Below are 16,812 nucleotides of genomic sequence, written 5' to 3'. Positions count from 1 at the left end.
CCTAGCCGGACGCATTACACTATGGAATCACAAATTCGCCGAAATGTGGAAAATCCCGGAAGAGCTCCTGTCCAAGCATCTTGACGAACTGGCACTCAACTATGTTTTCCAACAGATGGTTCAGCCAGAGGCGTTTTTGGCCAAGGTCAGAGAACTGTATGGACAACCGGAAGCATCGAGTAATGATCAACTCGATCTTGCAGACGGACGCATTTTCGGGCGGTACTCCCAACCCCAAAGAATCGGCGATGAGGTCGTGGGGCGCGTGTGGTCCTTCTCCGACATCACCGAGCGCAAACAGGCTGAGGAGGCGCTTCTCAGGAATGAGGCACTGCTCACCGAAGTCCAGGAAGTTTCCCACGTCGGTGGCTGGGAGTATGACATCCAGACGCGACATCTCACATGGACCGAGGAGGTGTACCGCATCCACGAGCTGCCGCCGGACTATGATCCCAACGACATCACGAACGACATCCAGTTCTACGCGCGTGACGACCGCAAGGAGATCGAAGAAGCCTTCAACCGAGCGGTCACGACTGGCGAACGCTATGCCCTGGAACTTCGGTTTGAAACCGCCAAGGGCAACCACCGCTGGGTCAGGACGATAGGGCAGCCCGAGCTGAAGGACGGGCACCCGGTCCGCGTCGTCGGCAATATCGCCGACATCACCGAGCGCAAGCGGGCAGAGGAAGCGCTGCGGGAGAGCGAGGCGCTCTACCAGTCGCTCGTCAAAGTGTCGCCCCTGAGCATTTGCCGCAAAGACCTGGCGGGACGCTTCACCTTTGCCAATCAACGCTTCTTAGAAGCGTTGAACCCATCGCTGACTGACCTCATCGGCCTGACTGATTTTGACCTGCACCCGCCGGAGTTGGCTGAGAAATATCGGCGTGACGATCGAGCCGTGATGGACAGCGGGCAAGCTCGGGAATTCGTCGAAGAACGCGCCGTCCTCGGCGGTGAATCCACCATCATCCAAAGCTACAAGACGCCGATTTATGACGGGGCCGGAAAAATCAACGGCGTGCAGATTTCCTTCTGGGACATCACCGAGCGCACGAAGCTGGAGCAGGAGGTTGCCCACTTGGCGTCATTCCCGGCACTCAGCCCATATGGCATCATTGAGATAGGGTGCGACGGATCCGTGCGCTTTGCCAACGCAGCTGCGATAGCCACGCTCGCGCGACTGGGGCTGGACCCGAATGCCCGTCAGTTCCTGCCAGGGACACCGGAGGAACTGATCCTGCTGCGATCGCAGTGCGAGCGGAACCCTCAGACCCAGGAACTGCACCTTGGCGAGGCTTCCTTCCTGAGGGTCGTGGCCGCGCCGCCCAGTGGTGACTCCCTGCGCGTCTATGTGACCGACATCACCGACCGCAAGAAGATGGAGGAGGAGATTCGCGCGCTCAACGCGGACCTGGACCTGCGCGTACGCCAGCGCACGGCAGAGCTGACTGCCGCCAACAAGGAACTGGAGACGTTCAGCTACTCCGTTTCGCATGACCTGCGCTCGCCGCTGCGCAGTATCGATGGATTCAGCCAGGCGTTTCTGGAGGATTATGGCGCGCTTGTCCCGCCGGAGGGACGCGAGGACCTGGAACGAGTCCGGCGTGCCACCCAACACATGGGACAGCTCATCGACGATATGCTGGTGCTGTCACGGGTGACCCGCAGCCAGATGCATGTGCAGGAGACCGACATGAGCGCACTGGCAGCCAGCGTAGCTGAGGAACTGGCGCGCGACAATCCACAGCGGAACGTCCAGGTGAGCATCGAGCCGGGGATGACCGCCGCGGGCGACCCTCAGCTGCTGCGCATCGTGCTGGTCAACCTGCTGGGCAATGCCTGGAAGTTTACGTCGAAACAGGAGCATGCGCATGTCATGTTCGGCTGCACTCGGGATGCTGAGCACGGCCTCATATTCTTTGTGCGCGATGACGGCGCCGGGTTCGACCCTAAATACAAGGACAAGCTGTTCGTGGCCTTTCAGAGGCTGCATTCGCTGAAGGAGTTTCCAGGGACCGGCATCGGGCTGGCAACGGTCGAGCGGGCAGTCCGACGCCACGGCGGCGGCGTGTGGGCCGAGGGCGAGGTCGACCGGGGAGCAACGTTCTACTTTTCGATTCCAGACTTGTACACATCAATTCCAACAAAGGGGGAACAACCATGAGTGACAAGATCATTCTGCTCGTCGAGGACAACCCCGACGATGTCGAACTGACACTGCGGGCGCTCAAGAAGAACAATATCGCCAATGAGGTCGTCGTCGCACGTGACGGTGAGGAGGCCCTGGAATATCTGGCGGCGACTGGCAGGTACGCAGGGCGTACGGTCGCCGACCTGCCCCAGGTCATCCTGCTGGACCTGAAGCTGCCGAAGGTCACCGGGCTCGAGGTCCTGCGCACCGTACGGGCGGATCCGCGAACACGCCTGTTGCCCGTGGTGATCCTGACCTCATCCTCGGAGGAGCCGGACATCATCACCAGCTACCAACTGGGAGCCAATAGCTACATCCGCAAGCCCGTCGACTTCAATCAGTTCCTGGAAGCCGTGCGGCAACTCGGCCTGTACTGGCTGGTGCTGAACCAGGCAGCGCCTGTCAACCACTGACACCCCGCCATCCGATGAAGCCTGCCCTGCGCATTGTCATCATCGAAGACAACCCCGATGACGCCCTGCTGGTCGTCCGCGAAGTGGAGCATGCCGGCTACGCCGTCCAGGCGCAGCGTGTGCAGACGGCCGAAGAGCTGCGGGATGCACTGGCGCAGGGAACCTGGGACCTGGTGCTGGCCGACTACAGCCTGCCGCACTTCTCGGCCACTGAGGGACTGGCCATCCTGAAGGAGACCGGGCTGGACGTGCCGTTCATCATCGTGTCGGGCAAAATCGGCGAGGAGATGGCAGTCCAGTTGATGAAGGATGGCGCCACGGACTACGTGATGAAGGACCGCCTGGCGCGTCTTGGCCCCGCCGTCCAGCGCGAGCTGCGCGAGGCAGACGAGCGTTGCCGCAAGCGCGATGCCGAGCGGGCACTGGCAGAAAGCGAGAAACGCTATCGCCTCCTGGTCGAAAGCCAGACCGACCTCATCGTCAGGACTGACCCGGAAGGACAGCTCCTCTACGCCAGTCCCACGTACTGCGCGCTGTTTGGCAAGACGCCGCAGGAACTGATGAACTCAAGCTACCAGCCGCTGATACATCCCGACGACCTCCCGTCGGTCGAGCACACTGTCGCCGACTTGTTTCATCCACCCCACACCTACCACTATGAGGAACGCGCGATGACCGTGGGCGGCTGGCGATGGATCGAATGGACCGCACACGCCGAACTGGACACTCAGGGCACGGTCGTCGCCATCGTTGGCTCCGGCCGCGACATCACCGACCGGAAGCAGGTCGAAGATCAATTGCATGAGACGAGCGACTACCTGAACAACCTGCTCGACTGTGCCAATGCCCCTATCATCGTCTGGGATTCAGCGTACCACATCTCGCTGTTCAACCATGCCTTTGAGCGTCTGACTGGCCGCAGTGCATCGAACGTCCTGGGCAGGGAGGTCGACCTGCTGTTCCCGCCCGACAAGCGCGAGGAGTCACTGGGAAACATCCACCGGGCCAGCTCGGGAGAACGATGGGAGACCGTGGAGATCGACATCCAACACATGGACGGCACCGTGCGAACCCTGTTGTGGAACTCGGCATCACTGTATGCTCCTGACCAAACGACGGTCCTGGCAACGATTGCCCAGGGACAGGACATCACCGACCGCAAGCAGATGGAGGAGAAGTTGCGCATGTCGGAGGCTGACCTGCAGCAGGCGCAGGCTGTGGCGCACGTCGGCAGCTGGCGCTGGGACATAGCCCATGACGAGTTCGTCTGGTCGGATGAGATGTGCCGCATCTTCGGGGTTGCTCCGCATGCGTTCACCGGGTCCGTGCAGGACGTCATCGCGCGTGCCATCCACCCTGACGACCGAGCCCGCATCGAGGAGTCGAACAGAACCATTATCGAGGATCACAACCCGCAGCCCCTCGAGTACCGCATCGTGTGGCCCGACGGCTCCGTTCATACTGCCTGGGTGAAACCTGGGGAAATGACCCTGGGCGACAAGGGCCACGTCTCCTCCTTGACAGGTGTTGTCCTCGACATCACCGACCGGAAGCGGGCCGAGGCAGAGAGAGGGGCCATGCAGGCGCAGCTGCTGCAGTCCCAGAAAATGGAGGCCATCGGCCAGCTGGCAGGTGGCATCGCCCATGACTTCAACAACCTGCTGACCGGCATGCTGGGCAACATCGCCATCATCCGGGGCGACCTGCCAGCATCAGACCCGCTGCTTGCCAACGTGCTTGCAGCCGAGACCGCCGCCCATCAGGCTGCCGACCTGACCAAGGGTCTGCTCGCCTTCAGCCGCAGGGCTATGGTCTCAGTGGTGCCTCTCGACATGGCAGAGGCCGTCGACACAACGCTGACCATCCTGAAGCAGTCGCTGCCAGCCTCCATGACCATCATCCGCGATGTCGAGCAGCCAGCCTGGAGCGTCCTCGCAGACCACTCCCAGATCTCCCAGGTGATCCTCAACCTGGCCGTCAACGCACGCGATGCGATGCAAGGCAAGGGAACGCTCACCATCCGTCTCAGGAATGTGCAGATAGGTGAGGACTACATCCGTACGCACCCCTTTGCGCGGACGGGGGACTTCGTCCACCTGAGCGTCGCCGACACCGGCGCTGGCATCCCTCCAGAGATCCGTTCCCACCTCTTCGAACCATTTCACACGACCAAACCCGCAGGTTCCGGGACCGGTATGGGCCTGTCCATCGTGTACGGCGCCATCAAGCAAGCGGGTGGATGGGTGACTGCGGACTCGCCTTCCCCTGAGGATGTTTGTTCAATCCAAGGGGCATTTCCGGGTGTGGGCACCGTGTTTGACATCTTCCTGCCGCGCTGTCTCGACGAGCCATCCTCACCGACCGCACCGATCCACTTGTCCGCCAACGTCTGCAGTGGGACCATTCTGGTCGTCGAGGACGAACCTGTGGTCAGCGCCGTCACCCAGGCCCTGTTGACGCGCAGTGGCTGCACGGTCCTGACGGCGGGTGACGGGGCATCTGCCCTGGCCACGTTCCGAGAGCACGGAAACGACGTCGACCTCATCCTGCTGGACATGACCATGCCTGGCATGACGACCGACGACATCGTTCGGGCAATCCATGACATCAATGCGCACGTGCCGGTCCTGCTGACCTCAGGGTACACGTCCAGCGACACCGTCAAGTGCATGCTCGCCGAGGGGACCGTGCAGGGATTCCTGCCCAAGCCCTACGAACTGCATGAGCTGCTGAGCACCATCAACCAGCTACTGCAGAGGACCTGAGCGGGCCGCATCCGGCGGAACGTCTTGAGCTCTACGGATACCGGCCGGGAGCCCATGCTAGCTTTATGTTTGCCGGATATTGGAGTGTGTGCGAGAATCTGTAGTGTGCCAACCAGGTTTCGCGGTCCCTGGGAGAGTGAAGAAGCAAGGGGGCTATCATGACAGCAAGAGCTGGCAACAAAGCGAACACAGCGAGAGCGCCAGTCAAGGCCAACGCAATCAAGGCGCAGAAGATCTCTGGAAAAGCAGCCGAGGCGCACGAGACGGCTAAAGGACCGTCTGCTGGATTCCCCATCGTTGGCATCGGCGCGTCTGCCGGGGGACTGGCGGCATTCGAAGCCTTCTTCTCGGGCATGCCCGCCGACACCGATCCGGACATGGCCTTTGTGCTCGTGCAGCATCTGGCCCCTGACCACGAGAGCATCCTCACGGATCTCATCCGGCGTTATACCCGCATGGAGGTCTCCGAGGTCAAGGATGGAGTGGTCGTGCACCCTAATTGCGTCTACATCATCCCGCCGGACCGCGACATGGCCTTCCTGAACGGCACGCTCCAGTTGCTGGAACCATCCGCGCCGCGCGGCCAACGCCTGCCCATCGATTTTTTCTTCCACTCCCTGGCCCGGGACCAGCACGAGCGGGCCATCTGCATCGTGCTTTCGGGCACTGGCAGCGACGGCACCCTGGGCGTGCGGGCCATCAAGGGCGAGGGAGGCTTGGTCATGGCCCAGACCCCTGACTCCGCTGAGTACGACGGCATGCCGCGCAGCGCCATCAACACCGGCCTGGTGGACTACGAACTTCCGCCAGCCGAGATGCCTGTCCGGCTCATGGCCCATGTGGCCCAGGTCTTCGGCCATCTCCCCCCGACCGCATCCGCTCCGGCGCCCAACGGTGAGAACGCGCTGAAAAAGATCTTCGTCCTGCTGCGCGCCCAGACCGGCCACGACTTCTCCGAGTACAAGCCGAGCACCTTCCACCGGCGGATCGAACGGCGCATGGCCGCCCAGCACATCGAAGAGATAGATGGATACGTCAAGTATCTGCAACAGACGCCGGCCGAGATCGAGGCACTGTTTCGCGACCTGTTGATCGGCGTGACCAGTTTTTTCCGCAATCCGGACGCCTTCAAGGCCCTCGACGAACAGGTCATCCCGAAGCTCTTTTCCGGAAAGAGCCCCGGCGCTGTGGTCCGCATCTGGTCGCCGGGATGCTCCACCGGCGAGGAAGCCTATTCCATCGCCATCCTCCTGCAGGAGCGCCTGGAGCTGCTGAAGCAGAATTACAGAGTGCAGGTGTTCGCCACCGACATCGACAGCCGAGCAATCGCCACAGCCCGCGCCGGCCTCTATCCGGCCGGCATCGCCGCGGACATCTCGCCGGAGCGGCTGGCACGGTTCTTTGCGGCCGAACCCAACGGCAGCGCCTACCGTATCCACAAAAGCCTCCGCGACATGCTGGTCTTTTCCGAGCAGGACGTGATCAAAGATCCGCCCTTTTCCAAAGTCGACCTCATCAGCTGCCGCAATCTGCTCATCTATATGGGCAGCGACTTGCAGAAGAAGCTCATGCCCCTGTTCCACTATGCGCTGAACCCGGGCGGTTTTCTCTTCCTGGGCACCTCGGAGACCGTGGGCGAGTTTGGCGATCTGTTTGCCCCACTGGACCACAAATCGAAGCTGTATCAGCGCAAAGAAGATTTTCGCGGCGCGTGGCGTGCAGCCCTGGGGAAGTTTTTCCCGCACATGACGTCGAGGGACGAGGCAGTTCCACAGCCGGCCGGAACAACGACCGGGCCCGTGAGACTGCCGTTGCGCGAGCTCACGGAACAGGCACTCCTCACGCAGGTCGCCCCGGCTGCCGCCCTCGTGAACGGCCAAGGTGACATCCTGTACCTGCATGGCCACACCGGTTCATACCTGGAACCAGCCCCAGGCGAGGCCGGCGTCAACAACATCCTGAAGATGGCCCGCGAAGGGCTCCGGCGCGACCTGACCAGGGCCCTGCACAAAGTGGCAGTAGAACAACAGATCGTACGCTGCCCGGGACTGCGTGTCAAAACCAACGGCGACTTCACTCCGGTCAATTTGACCGTCCGCCCGGTGGTGGCAAGCTATGCCGCGGGGCCTGAGGCGCCTCTGTACCTGGTTATCCTGGAGGAAGCGCCACCGCCCTCCCTGCTGAGCAGTGATCAATCATCAGTAAGCAGTGATCGGCCATCGGATACCGACACGAGCATCGCGGCATTCAAGCAGGAATTGCGGGCCAAAGAAGAGTCCCTCCAGACTGCCAATGAAGAACTGGAGACCTCCAACGAAGAGCTCGAATCCTCGAATGAGGAGATGCAGTCGGTCAATGAGGAGTTGCAGTCCACCAACGAGGAGCTCGAGACCTCCAAGGAGGAACTGCAGTCGGTCAATGAGGAGTTGGCCACGGTCGACGCTGAATTGCAAACCAAGGTAGCAGACCTGTCGCGGGCCAATGACGACATGAACAACCTGCTGGCGGGCACCGGGATCGCCACCATCTTCGTGGATCATGGGTTGCGCATCCTGCGCTTCACCCCCACCGCCACCGCAATCATCAACGTGATCCTGAGCGACGTCGGGCGGCCCGTGAGCCACATCGTCTCCAACCTGGTCAGCTACGACCACCTGGTGTCGGACACGCAGGCCGTGCTGGACACGCTGATACCCAAAGAGGTGGAAGTGCAGACAACGGCAGGCGACTGGTACACGATGCACATTATGCCCTACCGCACGATAGACAACGTCATCGAGGGCGCCGTGATCAACTTTGTGGATATCACCGAGATGAAGAAGGCACGGGAAGCGCTGCGGAAAGCCAATGAGCTGTTCCGTCTGGCTGTGGTCGTACGCGATGCGCATGATGCCATCACCGTGCAGGACCTGGATGGCCACATCCTGGCCTGGAACCCGGGAGCGGTGAGAATGTATGGCTGGAGTGAAGCCGAGGCTCTGATGATGAACATCCGGGACCGGATCCCGGAGGAGCTGCGAGAAGAAGCGTTGGCCAGGGTCCTTCAGCTGGGCCGGGCTAAAATTCTGAAGCCGTACCGTACACAACGGGTCACCAAAGATGGTACAGTCCTGGAGGTCTGGATGACCTCCACCGCTCTGGTGAATGAGGCCGGGCAAACGTATGCGATTGCGACAACGGAACGGGCAAGAGAATCGGACGACGGAGGTGCACATTGAGCGGAAAGGATAGCCGACCAGATCACGCCACCAAACTGCGCCGGCAGGCCGAAGAGATTGTCCAGGACAATGCAGCCAAGTCGCCCAAACACTTCGAGGCTCTGTCGCCCGAAGAAACACTGTACATGCTCCACGAACTGCAGGTGCATCAGATCGAGCTGGAGATGCAGAACGAGGAATTGCGCAAAGCTCAGGTGAAACTGGACGCTGGGCGGGCGCGCTATTTCGACCTCTATGACCTGGCACCGGTGGGTTACGTCACCATCGGTGAGCAAGGGCTGCTCCTGGAGGCCAACCTCACCACCACGACCCTGCTGGGCGTGACGCGCAATGAACTCATCAGGCAGCCCTTCTCACGGTTCGTCTTCAGGGAAGACCAGGACATCTACTACTTTCTCCACAAACAGCTCTTTGAGACCGGCGAGCCGCATGGCTGCGAACTGCGGATGGTAAAGAAGGACGGCTCGGCATTCTGGGTGCGGTTGCAGGCCTCCTCAGTACAGGATACCGCCGGACTGGCCGTGTCACGCATTGTGATCAACGACATCACCGAACGCAAGCAGGCGGAGGAGCGGCTCGCACATGAGGACGACCTGTTGCGCCTGACGGGCGAGATGGCCCACGTTGGCGGTTGGGAATTCGATGTCGCGACTGGCGAGGGAACATGGACGGATGAGGTCGCCCGCATTCACGGGCTGGACCCCGCCGCTCCGACCAACGCCGGCCTGGGAGTGAGCTTCTATGTCGACGAATCGCGGGCCAGAATCGAAACCGCCATCAAGCAGGCAGTGGAACATGGAACTCCATATGACCTCGAACTGGAGATCCGTGCAGTAAACGGCGAGCACAAATGGGTGAGAACGAGAGGGGTTCCGGTCCAGAAACAGGGAAAGACGGTCCAACTCCGTGGAACCTTCCAGGACGTCACCGAGCGCAGGCAGGCGGAAGAGGAACTTCGGGAGAGCCACGAACGCTTCCAATTGGCGAATCGCGCCACGTTCGACACAATCCGGGATTGGAACCTCCTGACCGATGCCCTCTGGTGGAACGAGAACTTCCAGAAGGTCTTCAACTATCCAGCAGAGGAGATCGAGCCGAGCATCGAGTCATGGACAAAGCGGATCCACCCTAAAGACGTCGACCGGGTCAGCACAAGCGTTCACACAGCTATCGACTCGGGCCAGCAGTCCTGGTCTGACCATTATCGCTTCCGTCGCAAGGATGGTTCCTTTGCGGAGATTGAAGACCGGGGCTACATCAGTCGGGACGTGAACGGCAAACCAGTGCGGATGATCGGCGCGATGCAGGATGTCACCCAGCGGAAACGAGGAGAGGACGCGCTGCGCGAGAGCGAAGAACGCTATCGCACGCTGATTCAAAACGTGGGGGTGGGTATAGGTTTTGTTGATCCCGAAGAGCAATTTGCCCTCGCAAACGCTGCCGCCGAAGACATCTTCGGCGTGCCGCCCGGCGGCCTGCTGGGGCGCAGTTTACGTGAGTTCACCAGCCCGGAGCAGCTCGCCATGATCCGTGAGCAAACGGACCGGCGCCGGGCTGGCGAAAAGAGCGTTTATGAGATTGAAATCAGCCGCCCTGGGGGAGAAAAGCGCAACTTGCTCTTAACCGCCGTCCCGCAGTTTGACAGCCAGGAGAGATTCCTCGGCACCCATGGCGCTTTCCACGACATCACCAAGCAGAAGCGAGAGGAGGCCCAACTCCGACAGTCCCAGAAAATGGAGGCCATCGGGGAACTGGCAGGAGGGGTGGCACACGACTTCAACAACCTGCTGACCGGCATCCTGGGCAACGTCACCCTCATGCGCAGCCGTCTGCCCCCAGCAGACCCGTTGCTGGAGAACCTGAACGCAGCCGAGACCGCCGCCCATCAGGCAGCCGACCTCACGAAAGGACTGCTGACCTTCAGCCGCGGTGCCATGGTCCTGCCGGTGCCCATCAGCATCACGGACGCGCTGGACGTGACCCTGGCGCTGTTGAAGCAGTCCCTGCCGGCTACCATGGAGATTGTCCGTGACTACGGGCGGACAACGTGGAACATCCTGATGGACCAGTCACAGATGACGCAGATCCTCCTCAACCTTGCGGTGAACGCACGCGATGCCATGGATGGCAAGGGGACACTGATCATCCGTGCCAGGAACGAGGTGGTGGAAGAGGGATACCTCCAGACCCATCCCTTCGCACGCGCAGGGGAGTTCGTCCATCTCAGTGTCACGGACACGGGTCCGGGGATTCCGCCAGCAATCCTGGAACATCTCTTCGAGCCCTTCCATACGACCAAGCCGGTAGGATCCGGCACGGGGCTGGGCCTCTCCATCGTCTACGGAGCCGTCAAGCAGGCCGGCGGATGGATCACGGGAGTATCCACGGAAGGTGTCGGGGCAACTTTCGACATCTACCTGCCACGCTGCCTGAAAGAACCCATGCAATCCTTCACTCCCAGTCCCCTCCCTGTGAACGTAGGCAGCGGCACTATCCTGGTGGTCGAAGACGAGCCAATCGTGCGCGCGGTCGCACAGACTCTCCTGAGCAGGAGCGGATATACGGTCCTGACAGCACCGGACGGAGCATCGGCCCTCAACGTTCTGCGGGAGCACCCTGTGGGCATCGGGCTCATCCTGCTGGACATGACCATGCCAGGCATGACCAGCGGCGAAATCGTGCACGCCATCCGGGCCCTGGACCCCACGGTCCCCATCCTGCTGAACTCCGGGTATACCTCCAACGGCGCCGTCAAGCAGATGCTCAAGGAGGACAGTGTCCAGGGATTCCTGGGCAAACCGTACGAACTGCAAGAGCTGCTGAGCACTATCCATGAGCTGATGGAGCGGCCCTGAGCGGGCCGCCTGCGGTGGAACGGGTGCGACCGTTCCCGGACGGGTCCCCGGGTATCTCTATGCTGCCAACCGGGTATCGCCGCTACTTGCTGGAGACTGCGGCCTGCTTGTGGACCGTGTGAAACCAGGTCTGGTCGTTCCGCGTGAAGAGGGCGATGAAATCGAGCGGAAGCCACGTCAGCCCGTACACCGCGAACATGAAGACGCCCCACCAGTACTTTGGTTTGACCTTCTCGAGCAGCAGAGCAGCGACCAGCATCGGAGGAGCAAACCACTCGAGCGCAAACAGGGCGACCCAGACCCACGGCGCGACGATGCCGGCCGACGCCCATGCAGGCACGGCGGTATGCCCAAAGTGGATGACGATATTGGCGATCATCAGGAGATGGGAGAAGACCATCCAGATCGGCTGCCCAATGTAGACCAGGATGTCGAGCGCTGCCATGTCGAATCGGGTAAAGAAGCGCTTCCACAGAGGCCCGCTGTAGCGGAAACCCAGTTGGAAATGGCCCCGCATCCAGCGCATGCGCTGATTCCATGAGGCTCGCATAGTGAGGGGTTCTCGTCGTAGACGTGCGCATCCCACGCCCAGGTCGGGTGAACACCCTGCAGGACGCACTTGATAGTGAATTCCAGATCCTCGGTGATGGAATGGGGGTTCCAGCCGACCTCGTCGACGAGCGACATGGCCATGCAGGAACCCGTTCCACCCAGCATGGCAGCAAGGCCGATGTTGCTGCGGGCAAGGTCCCAGAAACGGTTGGTGTACCAGTACCCGATGGCATACGACAGCGAGATCCATGTGTCTCCCGGGTTCTTCATGTCAAGATACCCCTGGATGGCGCGATGGCCAGCCTGCGCGTAGCGGTCGACCTCGCGCAGGAAGTTGGCACTGACCAGATTGTCCGCGTCGAACATCGCCATCATGTCATACGACTTGGCCGTGGACTTGATGCACGCGAGGAGCCAGCCAATGGCATGTCCCTTGCCGATGAAGACCGCATCCGTGCGTTCATAGACAATGGCTCCGTGCGCACGAGCCACGTCGGCGGTCTCGTCGGTGCAGTTGTCCGCGACGACGTAGACATCGAAGAGCTCACGTGGATACTCCTGCCGCGCCAGTGAATCCAGCACGTCGCTGATGACATGCGCCTCGTTGTGCACCGCGACGAGCACGGCAAACCGCGTGACGGGGTCCTTCAGCGGAGGTTTGTGCCTCTGCCAGAACCCGAACAGCGACATGATCGACTGGTATGCGGACAGGAGGAAGACACTGTCCTGCACAGCAGCTAGCAACCAGTAGCCAAGCCGTCGTAGGGTCTGTGGTCCTGAATGCATTCCATCATCTCCAGTGCAGGAAAAAGGCGGCGCTCGATTCCTTTCCGCCTGTTCCTGCGACGACGACCAATTACACTAGGCCGACACCGCCTGGTGTAAAGCAGGAAGATGGTGATGAATGTGTCTGGCTCATTCACCAGGGCAGGAGCCAATCAGCACAGAAAGGCGTTCATGACCGCCGCCCCACGCACGGCGAGGATTTCGTGAAAAAGTGTACAATGAGACTGTTCAGAACGTATGGAACAAACAGGTTCCAATTGACTTAGAAGCAGAGAACGTACGATGAACAGGAGGCTACCATGATGAAAGATCTGGTCTTGAAGAACAGGAGTTACCGCAGGTTCTACGAAAATGCTGAGATAGACTGCCGGACGCTGAGGGAGCTTGTCGACCTTGCAAGACTATCCGCTTCTGCCTCGAACAAACAACCTCTGCGGTACATGCTTTCTTGTACAAAAGAGAAGAATGGACTGATATTCCCGACCCTTGCCTGGGCTGATTACCTCAAGGACTGGAGCGGACCGTCTGTCGGAGAGCGCCCTTCAGCATATATCGTCGTGCTTGCAGACAAGGAGATTTCTGTGAATTTCAACTGGGATGCCGGCATCTGTTCCCAGAACATTCTCCTCGGAGCGGTAGAAAAAGGTCTTGGTGGCTGTATCATTGGTTCGGTCGACAAACTCAGTCTCAAACAGGCGCTCAGCATCCCCGACACATATGAAATCGTGTTCGTCCTGGCACTCGGCAAGCCAAAGGAGCACGTTGTCATTGAGCCTGTCCCTGCAAGTGGAGACATCAAGTACTGGAGAGATGCCGAAGAAACCCATCACGTCCCAAAGCGGTCTCTTGAGGATCTGATTATCGGCTAGCGGCGATTTCGACCTGGCAGAACAGGACCTCTCAGAACCGTTTCTACGCTGACGCCCCGTCGACTCAAACACGAACGTGCGCGGACGGGACGGACACGTCGGTGCCTCTCAAACGTCTGACGCCGGCGGGCGCAGGGCATCCCCCTTCAGACGACGGGCTTACTCGCTGGCTTGCGCCTCGGCCGGCTCTTGGTGCCCCTTGAACTCCCTACTCTGCTGGATGAGGTTCTTGACCCAGTCGGGCAGCTTGGCATAGACCGCGTCTTCGCCGTTGTTGATGTCGTACAGGACCACAGGGTTGACAGCGTCCGGGACGACCATCCCCTCGGGGACGCTCATCACGCCCGCTATGTATGCGTATGCCTTCTCGGCGTTCTCGCTGTGGAGAACCGAGAGCAGACAGGCGGCGCCCAGCATCGAACCAAGGGCGAACCCGTCGCGTTCCTCGTTGGCGGTGACAGAACGGCCAAGCCACGACTCCAGGTCCTTCTTCAGGCTGGCCTTGTCGTTGAGGCTGAGGGTGTACGTCTTGGAGATGATGGCAGGACGCCCGTCGTCCGTCAGGTCCGCGGGCAGCTCAAACTGAACCATGATCTTGCTCGCCCACCTTCCGAACTTCTTGGAGTACTGCGTCCCCAGATCGATGATGCCGTAACAGCGTGCGACATGCGTCCCGGCGGGGATGACGCCTTTCTCTCCAACCTCGTTCTTCGCGATCAGTCCCATGGTGCTCTCCTTTGCCGCCCTGCGGCTTGTCGGTCGAATCCCTGCTTCCGGAGTCAAGTATAGGTGGCGCCGCGCGCGCGGCAAGTTACTAGCGCGGCAAGGTGAAGATGGACGTGCCCCGGACCTGGACCAGCACACTCGTGGTCGCTCCCGTGGCGTTGATGATCACGACGACCGTGTTCTTGCCAAAGAGGGCATTGCTGGACGTCTCGGTGGCGTCGGGGCCGGAGAGGGGAAACTCGGGGAGATTCCAGTGCTCCATTGCACCACTGGCGAACGCGGTGCGATAGAACTGCACGATGTCCTGGAAGGGAAGGCCAGACTGGATGCGAACCTCGACGACGCGCACCAGGTCGTCACTCCGGGCCGTCTTGCAGGACGTGATGGTACCGGGGACGATCGGGACATCGTCGGGAAATCCGCTGGGAAGGGAGGTCCCAAAGTCGAACTCGCGGAACACGAGCGTCGTGACGAGGGTGAGCACGATCACCCCACACAGGACAACCAGCAACCAGCGCCTTGCCATCATCAGCCAACCTCCCCGGAAGGACCTCATCTCATAGTACTCATAGTACTGCTCCCACGCATACCGTTCAAGGAGGGGTTACCCGGACAGGCTCCACCTCCTGCCTTGCTGTTGACGGCACCTCCTGGGCAGGCCGCCGCGGATACGAATGTTCCATTCGAGGCCATAATTACCAGATGACCCCAAAAGAATGTTGCGCACGAGGCAAGAGCACGGTATCATGGTCGCGACGTCCCAGTGAGGTGAGCATAACGCGCATGCACAGAAACGGAACCAGCAAATTGACACTCCTGATCGCGGCATTGGTAATCATTCTTGTTGCCGTCATCGTCGTCACGGCTTTGCAGGAGGCCGGAACAAAAACGCCCAGCACCAGCATGGGGACGACGCCGGAAACGGGGACGACCGCCGGATCTGGCACGCTGGGCACCGGGTACGTCGTGCGACCCTTCAGCGCGAGCGACCTGAACGGCCACATCGTCGACAACAGCTTCTTCACGAACCAGCGCCTCACCATGGTCAACGTCTGGGGCACGTTCTGCGGCCCCTGCATCCGTGAGATGCCCGACCTGGCCCAGCTGCCCGGTGAGTTCCCTGCCACGAACTTCGCCATCCTTGGAGTCATCGCCGACACGCCGGATGCGTCCAACGAGGCCACCGCGCGTCAGCTGACAGGCTCGACGGGTGTCACCTACACGAATGTCATCCCGGACCACTCCATCATGACCGAGATACTAGTAGACGTCAGCGTCGTGCCGACGACTTTCTTCGTCGACCGCACTGGGACCGTGGTGGGCAAAGTGCTGGCCGGCTCACACACCAAGGCCGAGTGGATAAGCATCATCCAGGGCATGCTGGCGAGCCTTCCCGCCGGGTCGTAGCAAGGTGAGTATGCGGGTTAGGCTCCTGCGCGTTACTCTGCTGGTCCTCTCCGTCGTCGCTATCGTCCTTGGCGCCATGAACGGCGAGGTCCGCACGGTGGTCACCAAGGCCATCAACGTGTGCCTTCAGTGCATCGGCATCGGATAGGCGCATGAGCTCGCGCAGGATCGCGTTCCAGGGTGTCACCGCCATCCTCCAGAACTCATGGTTCGCCGGGTTCCTGCGCGGCCGTGTCTGGCGTGGGTCCAGCAAGGCCGTCTGTGTACCGGGGCTCAACTGCTATTCCTGTCCAGGTGCCTGGGGCTCGTGTCCCATCGGTTCGCTGCAGGCAGTCTTCAACCGCGCGAGCGACCGCATCTCGTTGTACGTTGCAGGGCTCATCGGACTCTTCGGTGTCGTGCTGGGGCGCCTGGTGTGTGGCTGGCTGTGCCCCTTCGGCCTGGCCCAGGAACTCCTGTACCACATCCGTTCACGCAAGGTACGCGTCGGTCCGACACGGCTGCGCTATCTGAAGTATGTCGTCCTGGCCGTCCTGGTCATCCTGATGCCGCTGCTGGTGCGGGACTCGTTCGGGGTTGGGGACCCGTGGTTCTGCAAGCTGGTATGCCCTGCAGGGACGCTGGAGGCTGCCCTGCCCCTGATGGCTCTGAATGCGTCGTTGCGCGGCGCCGCAGGATGGCTGTTTGCGTGGAAGGCGACTCTTCTTGTCGCGACAGTGGCTGCATCGGTCGTCGTCTACCGCCCATTCTGCCGCTTCGTCTGCCCACTGGGTGCGATCTATGGGCTGTTCAATCGCGTCAGCTTTGTGCAGCTGACGTTGAACAAGGATACCTGTACACACTGTGGCGTGTGCGCGGACGTCTGCAAGATGGGGGTGGACCCATCGGTCCATGCAACTGACCCTGAGTGCATCCGGTGCAGCGACTGCGTCGCGGTCTGCCCGGTACACGCCCTGTCCCTGGGCCTGCAGTCCTCTCAGCGAAAGCAGGGTACCACCACCAACTGAGCCGGCTCACCTGTCCCGGC

The 16,812-nt window shown here is 60.9% G+C and carries 13 protein-coding genes; 9 read left to right on the top strand and 4 right to left on the bottom strand.

Annotation, left to right across the window (positions count from 1 at the left end):
* The 5 genes from SMC7_RS01810 to SMC7_RS01790 form a co-directional block, all read left to right on the top strand.
* A partial coding sequence (locus SMC7_RS01810) for a PAS domain S-box protein (RefSeq protein ID WP_165845049.1) occupies positions 1-2,167 on the top strand: 2,167 nt, incomplete at its 5' end.
* Positions 2,164-2,607, top strand: a complete 444-nt coding sequence (locus SMC7_RS01805) for a response regulator (RefSeq protein WP_119088674.1) — start codon at positions 2,164-2,166, stop codon at positions 2,605-2,607. The genes SMC7_RS01810 and SMC7_RS01805, both read left to right, overlap by 4 nt.
* A 14-nt stretch (positions 2,608-2,621) precedes the next feature.
* A complete protein-coding gene (locus SMC7_RS01800) occupies positions 2,622-5,372 on the top strand; it encodes a PAS domain S-box protein (protein WP_119088673.1) in 2,751 nt (916 codons plus the stop codon).
* 158 nt (positions 5,373-5,530) lie between these two features.
* The gene (locus SMC7_RS01795) at positions 5,531-8,590 is read left to right on the top strand and encodes a chemotaxis protein CheB (RefSeq protein WP_119088672.1); all 3,060 of its coding nucleotides are present in this window, start codon (positions 5,531-5,533) and stop codon (positions 8,588-8,590) included.
* The gene (locus SMC7_RS01790) at positions 8,587-11,445 is read left to right on the top strand and encodes a PAS domain S-box protein (RefSeq protein ID WP_119088671.1); all 2,859 of its coding nucleotides are present in this window, start codon (positions 8,587-8,589) and stop codon (positions 11,443-11,445) included. The genes SMC7_RS01795 and SMC7_RS01790 overlap by 4 nt, the downstream gene beginning before the upstream one ends.
* Positions 11,446-11,527: 82 nt before the next feature.
* Here the strand turns inward: SMC7_RS01790 and SMC7_RS01785 are convergent, their stop codons facing one another.
* Together SMC7_RS01785 and SMC7_RS01780 are read right to left on the bottom strand one after the other, a co-directional pair.
* Positions 11,528-11,845 carry a hypothetical protein gene (locus tag SMC7_RS01785; RefSeq protein ID WP_119088670.1) on the bottom strand — a complete coding sequence of 106 codons (318 nt, stop codon included), beginning with the start codon at positions 11,843-11,845 and terminating at the stop codon, positions 11,528-11,530.
* Positions 11,824-12,783 carry a glycosyltransferase family 2 protein gene (locus SMC7_RS01780; RefSeq protein ID WP_119088669.1) on the bottom strand — a complete coding sequence of 320 codons (960 nt, stop codon included), beginning with the start codon at positions 12,781-12,783 and terminating at the stop codon, positions 11,824-11,826. Before SMC7_RS01780 ends, SMC7_RS01785 begins: the two co-directional genes overlap by 22 nt.
* Positions 12,784-13,082: 299 nt before the next feature.
* On the opposite strand from SMC7_RS01780, the gene SMC7_RS01775 reads away from it, so the two are divergent.
* Positions 13,083-13,652: a nitroreductase family protein gene (locus SMC7_RS01775; RefSeq protein ID WP_119088668.1), complete on the top strand. Its 570-nt coding sequence runs from the start codon at positions 13,083-13,085 to the stop codon at positions 13,650-13,652.
* Positions 13,653-13,811: 159 nt separating this feature from the next.
* On the opposite strand, the gene SMC7_RS01770 is transcribed toward SMC7_RS01775, so the two are convergent.
* Both SMC7_RS01770 and SMC7_RS01765 read right to left on the bottom strand, forming a co-directional pair.
* Entirely contained in the window at positions 13,812-14,378 is a 567-nt protein-coding gene (locus SMC7_RS01770; protein WP_119088667.1) for a phage replication initiation protein, NGO0469 family, read from the bottom strand.
* Positions 14,379-14,466: 88 nt separating this feature from the next.
* On the bottom strand, positions 14,467-14,907 hold the full coding sequence (locus tag SMC7_RS01765) for a hypothetical protein (RefSeq protein ID WP_119088666.1): 441 nt from the start codon (positions 14,905-14,907) through the stop codon (positions 14,467-14,469).
* 254 nt (positions 14,908-15,161) lie between these two features.
* Between SMC7_RS01765 and SMC7_RS01760 the strand changes: the two genes are divergently transcribed.
* From SMC7_RS01760 to SMC7_RS01755, 3 genes are read left to right on the top strand one after another with little or no spacing between them, the layout of a single operon-like run.
* Positions 15,162-15,785, top strand: a complete 624-nt coding sequence (locus SMC7_RS01760) for a TlpA family protein disulfide reductase (protein ID WP_165845048.1) — start codon at positions 15,162-15,164, stop codon at positions 15,783-15,785.
* A gap of 10 nt (positions 15,786-15,795) precedes the next feature.
* Positions 15,796-15,933 (top strand): CD1871A family CXXC motif-containing protein, encoded by a 138-nt coding sequence (locus tag SMC7_RS07330; protein ID WP_165845047.1) that lies wholly within the window; start codon positions 15,796-15,798, stop codon positions 15,931-15,933.
* A 4-nt stretch (positions 15,934-15,937) separates the two neighbouring features.
* The gene (locus SMC7_RS01755; protein WP_119088664.1) at positions 15,938-16,792 is read left to right on the top strand and encodes a 4Fe-4S binding protein; all 855 of its coding nucleotides are present in this window, start codon (positions 15,938-15,940) and stop codon (positions 16,790-16,792) included.
* The last annotated feature ends 20 nt before the right edge of the window (positions 16,793-16,812 follow it).

Source organism: Candidatus Cryosericum terrychapinii (genome assembly GCF_003570925.1).
Classification (GTDB): Bacteria; Caldisericota; Caldisericia; order Cryosericales; family Cryosericaceae; genus Cryosericum; species Cryosericum terrychapinii.
The sequence above is the reverse complement of the archived record's forward strand: the minus strand, read 5'-3'. Positions and strand labels throughout refer to the sequence as shown.